This window comes from Dyadobacter sp. LHD-138, assembly GCF_030929615.1.
Classification (GTDB): domain Bacteria; phylum Bacteroidota; class Bacteroidia; order Cytophagales; family Spirosomataceae; genus Dyadobacter.
This window is the reverse complement of sequence record NZ_JAVFVU010000079.1, coordinates 1-6,709: the sequence shown is the minus strand read 5'-3', so window position 1 is coordinate 6,709 and position 6,709 is coordinate 1. Positions and strand designations below refer to the sequence as shown.

Below are 6,709 nucleotides of genomic sequence, written 5' to 3'. Positions count from 1 at the left end.
GGTTGTCTGCGGCCCATTTTTCCTGATTTGCTTATAACTAAAGATAATCAATTCTGAAAAAATAAACAACACTATATACGCAAAAAAAGAGACTGCCCTTTTGAGACAGCCTCTTTTATGTAATTATTGACAATGAAAACCGGTGATTTAAAAAATCATAAAACCATTTTTATCCGTTTTTCGGACTCTGCTTTTTTTTTAATTTTTAAAAATGCGGTGAGGCTCATCCGAAGGTAGCTGGCTACAAACTGGTCCTCAATATGGCTGTTGATGTTGTGGTAATCGTTCTCAAACTTCTGATACAGTTCTTCTTCGGAAAGCAAATACAAATCCTGTATGCGTTTCTCCAGACGGATTAACCTACGCTCCATGATCTCCTGATACACTTTTTCCATATCGGGATTGCGGAGGATTAATGAAAGGAAATTTTTCTTGGAAATACAGAACAACGTAACAGGCGTGCAGGTTTCAACGTAGTCGATAGACGGTTGGTCATGTATGAAGTTGGACGAGGTCATAATACAATCCCCAGCTGTATCAAAACCATTGGTCCATTGCTGTCCAAGGCGACTGTAAAAGCTACGGGTGGTTCCTTCGGCAATAAAATAAATCATGTCCTGAGGTTGATCAGGAGATACTAGGATGGTTTTTGCCGGGTACTCAGATATGATTAATTTCCGGAGAACGGCATCATAAGTTCTTTCGGAAATTATATTGTAGTTACAGAGTAACGAGAATATTTTGTGCATAGGTCGGCATGAAAATTAAACTTTTCAAGAAATACCTGTTTAATGATTTTCATACCGTTGAATTTAAATTTACGAATTTTTACAGAGAAATGCATAATTACTTGGTCATAAAACAAAAGAGGGCTGATTATCAGCCCTCTTTTGTTTTATGACCAAGTAATTATTTTACTGCGCACCGTTGCCATACATATTGAATGCGGCAAGATGTTTCTGGAAAATTGCTTCATATTTTTTTGCCGCAGCTTCCTGTTTCGCCTCGCGGCATTCGTGGACGATGGTCTGCAAAATATATAAATCCACCTGACTGTCACGACGTTTTGTCGTCGGATTTACTTTAGACCAGGTAAGGTTTTCGTCTGAGCGCGATGCCATGGTCTCAGCAATTTCAAGTGCCTTTTTATTTTCACCCAAATCGAATAGCGTTCCGATGAAATTTGACGAGATCTGGTCATAAGGAATACTCTTGTCGGGCATTACTGTGAGTGCTTTGTTCATCGCCTTTTTAGCTTCATCCAATTTGTTATCGGCAATCAACTGGCCTGCAAGGCGCAGGAATGCGATACGTGCCGTGAAGATCGGGGAGCCCAGATACGTGTTATCGTAATAGGTATTGGCATTATCCAATTCTCTCCAGAACATTTTGTTCATCAGGTTGTCGTACATCACAGTCGAATTTACATAACCGTCTGAAGCTCCCGGAACTTTTACAGGAAGCAGACGGTAGGCATATCCTTCCAGCTGCATATATTCTTTCAGGTTAAGGTAACTTGAACCACCCAGTGTAGATGAGAAGTAGATCGGACGCTTCCAGTCGTTGGTCGCAATCATATCCAGCATCATCAGATCAGATTTGTACAAATCACCTTTACCGATTGTCCAGCTGATCGAGTCGCTCAGATAAGGAATAAGATCGCTTTTGATAATATTCATTTTCTTCACAGCCTCGGTATCAACCGGTAAAAACAACACCGAAGACGGCAGGATAGAAGTCATGTCTCCACTGGTAAGCGGAACCTGAATAGCCTTATTTTCCTGTTTAACCAGGCCGATATATTCTTTCAGGTTAATGCCGCCTTTCACACTTGGAATCTCATAGAAAGGAACGATATCGTTCTTGCCAAAAGCATAATTGTTTTTATCCAGTGAAATCGGAAGTGCTTCTGACAGGTACGTTTTGCGTTTCATCTGATCGATGTACCAGTCGGTACCCAACAAGCTGAGATTACAAACGCGAACGTCAGTTCTGAATCCTTCAACTTCCTGGACGTACCATAATGGGAACGTATCGTTATCCCCGCCGGTAAATAAAATGGCGTTTGGAGCGCAGGAATTAAGCAGGTTTTTCGCAAAATCCACTGAGTGGTAACGGTGATCGCGGTTGTGGTTATCCCAGCCTTTTGCCCCCATAATAACGGGTACGACCAAACACAAACCTGTGGCAACACCTGCGCGGGCTGTCGCACTTTTTACAAACTTGGTCAGTCCTTCGGCCAAAGCGATTACGCCGAAACCGATCCACATACAGAAAATGTAGAAAGATCCTACGTAAATGTAATCACGCTCACGCGGCTCGGTAGGCGGAGAGTTCAGGTAAACCACCAAGGCCACACCGGTAAGAAGGAATAGTAATCCGAGTACCAGCAGATCGCGCTGACGGCGGAAATACATCATCACAACCCCAAAAAGACCCAGTATAAATGGCAGCATGAAGAAGTTGTCATGCGCCTTGTTGTTTTCAATAATGGAAGGGAATTTCTTGAAAGCATCCCATGGAAGCAGGTTCCCGGCCCCTTCTTCATCGCTTTCACGACCAACGAAATTCCAAAGGAAATAACGCCAGTACATATGCCCGATCTGATACGAGAACATGAATGAGAGGTTATGCGCCATGGTTGGTTTCTGGCCTTCGGCCAATCCCGTCATCTGCTGGTAAAGCTGCGGGTGTCCTGCCTGCGTGCTGTACATACGCGGCAAAAGCATGCTGCTGCCTGGTTCGTATTCGTATTCAGGACGGTAATCATAAATAGTATATTTTCCATCTTGCTTACGGTACATCGGCGCACCACGTTTCTGGTTCACAGGACGGGATACGAAAGAAGGCCCGTACAATAACGGACGACTTCCATACTGCTCTCTTTTCAGATACGAAACAAAACTTAAAACATCGTTCGGGTTATTTTCATTGATTGGCGGATTGTATTCTGCACGAACCAAAACCATCAGGTAACAAGCATAACCAACCAGAATAAATGCCAGTGAAAGTAAGCCGGTGTTCAACAACACCTTTGCTTTTTTCTGCGAATAAATAATCCCCCAGATCAGCGATCCCAGGAAAATAACGATAAAGAATATTACACCTGATTTGTAAGGTAAACCCAGTGAGTTAACAAAGAATATTTCAAATTTCCCTGCCATGCTCGGAAGGCCCGGGATGATACCGGAGTTGATAATCCCCAGGATAACAAGCCCGCCCATGAAAGCGAGAATACCACCAAAAACACTTGGTTTGTCATATTTTTTGAAATAATAAACCAGTGCCAGTGCAGGAATTGTAACGAGGTTGAGCAAATGGACGCCAATAGAGAGACCTACCAGATAAGCGGTGAAAATCAACCAGCGATTTTCTGCTGCGGGGTCTTCGATGCGCTCCCATTTGAAAACGGCCCAGATAACGATGGCCGTAAAGAATGATGACATACCATAAACTTCCGCTTCAACGGCTGAAAACCAGAATGAATCAGACCATGTGTAAGCCAAAGCACCCACAGCACCGGATCCCATTAAAAGAATAATGTCTGCCTGAGTCAGTTCTTCGTCTGTTTTTTTACCGATCAGTTTGCGTGACAATAAGGTAATCGTCCAGAAAAGGAAAAGAATGGTAAATGCGCTGCTTAATACCGAAACCATATTGACCCAATAGGCAACGTTAGTAAGATCACCAAAAGCAAACATCGAGAATAATCTTCCGATCAATAGGAAAAAAGGAGCTCCCGGAGGGTGAGGTACCTGCAATTTGAATGCACAGGCAATAAATTCGCCGCAATCCCAAAAGCTGGCCGTTCGTTCAACGGTGAGGGCGTATGTCAGAAATGCAATCGCGAAAACAATCCAACCCGTAAGGTTGTTGGAACGGTTGAAACGGGTCATTATAATAGTTTATGGTTATAAGTTTACAGGTAAGATCCGGGAATTAAAGGCTGACTTAACGCAGCCGCAATGCTCCGGGAAATAACTGCATATTTAATCGGTGCCTCAAAATTAGCAAAATAACCTCAACGGCAAGGGTTAGGTTCTCTTAAAAAGTGTTAAAGGCTTTGTCGCGGGCAATTTTTTGTTATAAAACGGGATCAGACACAGGAGGAACAAGGCCTGATCCGTGATTATAATGATATTAAACTTTGTAAAATATCCATTTGGCGAGTTCCTTATAGGTTACCTTTTTGCCATACATCAGGATGCCGACGCGGTAAATACGGGATGCCAGCCAGATCGTGCCCATAAAGCCTAACACCAAAAGAGTCATCGACAACGCAATTTGCCAGGCCGGGACGCCAAAAGGAATTCTGACCATCATGATGATGGGTGAAGTAAAGGGGATCATTGATGTCCAGAATGCGAGGTTCCCGTCCGGATCACGGAGAACGAGCTGGGCAAAAATGAATGAGAAAATAATCGGCAACGTGATCGGAAGCATAAACTGCTGCGTATCGGCGTCATTGTCTACTGCGGCCCCTACGGCGCCAAAAAGGGCGCTGTAAAACAAATAACCGCCCAGGTAGTAAAATAAAAAGCAGGAAATAATCAATGGAATATTCAGGCTGCCAACTGCCCCCAGCACCTCGGCCACGGGATTGTCGACGCCTGCTCCCGGCATATTGGAAGCTGGCATTCCTTTCTGCATATTGGTCATTTCCTGCTGAATCTGTTCAGAATCCTTTGACATTTTGTTAGACAAAACAGCAGAAGTTGCGGTTGTCAGCGATACAGTCAGAATAATCCAGAGCACAAACTGGGTTAACCCGACGAGCGCAACACCGATAATTTTTCCCATCATAAGCTGATAAGGTTTCACCGAAGAAATAATGACTTCCACAATCCGGCTCGTTTTTTCTTCTGTAACACCGCGCATTACCTGCGTCCCATAAATAAAAACGGACATGTAGATTAAAAAGGCGCAGACACCGCCGATGATTGTCGCGGCACTGGAGCTACTCGTCTTTTCGCCTTCTTCGCTCAGACTGATGGTTTCTGAACTCACATTAACGCGGGAATCTTCCAGGATTTTATGGGTGATTCCGGCCTCCGACAGTTTGATATTTTCGATCTGTTTTTCGATCACCTTCTCGATATCAGATTTCAGTTCCATACTCACATTTTTGGGCGCATAGATACGGACGCTTTTGGGTGAATCGATCACATTTTTTGGAATGTAAACCAGTGCATTGGCATGGCTATCGGTGAAATGTGATTTTGCTGAATCGATTGGGGAGTTTACAAACGAGAATTTTAACGATTCAGAGTCCTTGAATTCAGTGGTAAAAAGTCCACTTTCATCCACAACCTGCACCAGTTTGCTGTCGACCGAACTGATTGCCATCCAGATAACGAGGGCATATCCGCCGACAAAAAGGACAGGAGCAAGAATAGTCATGATCAGAAAAGACTTTTTCTTGACCCTGACCATGTATTCTCTTTTTATAACCAGTAATATATTACGCATTTTATCAAAATTTAGAGAGTAGTTGAAGTTGCTTCCGAGACACAAAGGTCAGGCTTCGGGTACTTCGTTAACGGCGCGCATGAAAATATCGCTCATCGTAGGAATATTTTCTCCGAAAGCGCGGATTTCAATTTTCGGCAGCAAATCGCTCAGGAGTTCATTGGCGCTTATGGAAGCGGGCAGGTGAATATCGGTACGCAGAAAATCGTTTTCCAGCACAGACGTTTTCTCCAGTTGGTATTTATTTTCAAAACCATTGAGGTGTCCCCGGTATTCCACGAAGAACGTATTGGTCTTAAACTGTTCTTTAATGACCGATTTCGGGCCATCAAGTACCTTTTTCGCCCGATGGATCAGGGCAATATTGTCGCATAGTTCTTCCACCGTTTCCATGCGGTGGGTTGAGAAAATGATCGTGCTGCCTTTTTGTTTTAATTCCAGGATTTCATCACGAATCAGATTGGCATTTATCGGGTCAAAGCCTGAAAAAGGCTCATCCAGGATAATCAGGTCCGGTTCATGCAATACGGTCGAGACAAACTGTACTTTTTGCTGCATGCCTTTTGAAAGGTCAGAAACACTTTTGTCCCACCAGGTTTTGATGTCAAACTTAACAAACCAGATTTTAAGTTTTTCCATCGCCTCTTTTTGGCTGAGGCCTTTCAGTTGGGCAAGATAAAGCAGCTGGTCGCCGACTTTCATCTTTTTATACAGGCCGCGTTCTTCCGGAAGATAGCCAATTCTTGAAATATGTTTTGGGGCGAGGGGTTGTCCGTCAAATAGCACATGTCCTGAATCCGGCCCCGTAATCTGGTTAATAATCCGGATCAGTGATGTTTTGCCAGCACCGTTTGGTCCTAGCAGTCCAAAGATGCAGCCTTTGGGAATATTTATACTAACATCGTCGAGCGCGCGATGATTGGAGTAATCCTTTGTAATGTTTTGTACTTCTAAAATATTCATTCGTATGTAGGGTAATGGCCTGTTTTGTGAATTGTTTCCACAATAACGGATGAAGTTAACCAGACTATTTTAATCTGCACGTCAAATATGCAAAGTATCACAACCTTTACAAAAACCGAACCTGACAAATGCGCAAATAGTCGGATTAGTGGTAAAAAGAAAGAGGGCGTCTCAAATTCGAATTGAGGCGCCCTCTTTGTTTTGTATAGGCTTTCGTGATGTTTTATCTTTTTTATGCTTCTATCAAAAGCTCAGAGCGTTATCAGATTGAATTATG

The 6,709-nt window shown here is 43.4% G+C and carries 4 protein-coding genes; all 4 read right to left on the bottom strand.

Going from position 1 to position 6,709, the window contains the following annotated elements:
* Positions 1 to 155: 155 nt before the first annotated feature.
* Positions 156 to 749 (bottom strand): Crp/Fnr family transcriptional regulator, encoded by a 594-nt coding sequence (locus RB622_RS29720; RefSeq protein ID WP_308050471.1) that lies wholly within the window; start codon positions 747 to 749, stop codon positions 156 to 158.
* Positions 750 to 914: 165 nt separating this feature from the next.
* Positions 915 to 3,896, bottom strand: a complete 2,982-nt coding sequence (locus RB622_RS29715) for a DUF2723 domain-containing protein (RefSeq protein WP_308050470.1) — start codon at positions 3,894 to 3,896, stop codon at positions 915 to 917.
* A gap of 244 nt (positions 3,897 to 4,140) precedes the next feature.
* On the bottom strand, positions 4,141 to 5,469 hold the full coding sequence (locus RB622_RS29710) for an ABC transporter permease (RefSeq protein WP_308050469.1): 1,329 nt from the start codon (positions 5,467 to 5,469) through the stop codon (positions 4,141 to 4,143).
* Between the two features lie 48 nt (positions 5,470 to 5,517).
* Positions 5,518 to 6,432 (bottom strand): ABC transporter ATP-binding protein, encoded by a 915-nt coding sequence (locus RB622_RS29705; protein ID WP_308050467.1) that lies wholly within the window; start codon positions 6,430 to 6,432, stop codon positions 5,518 to 5,520.
* Positions 6,433 to 6,709 lie beyond the last annotated feature (277 nt).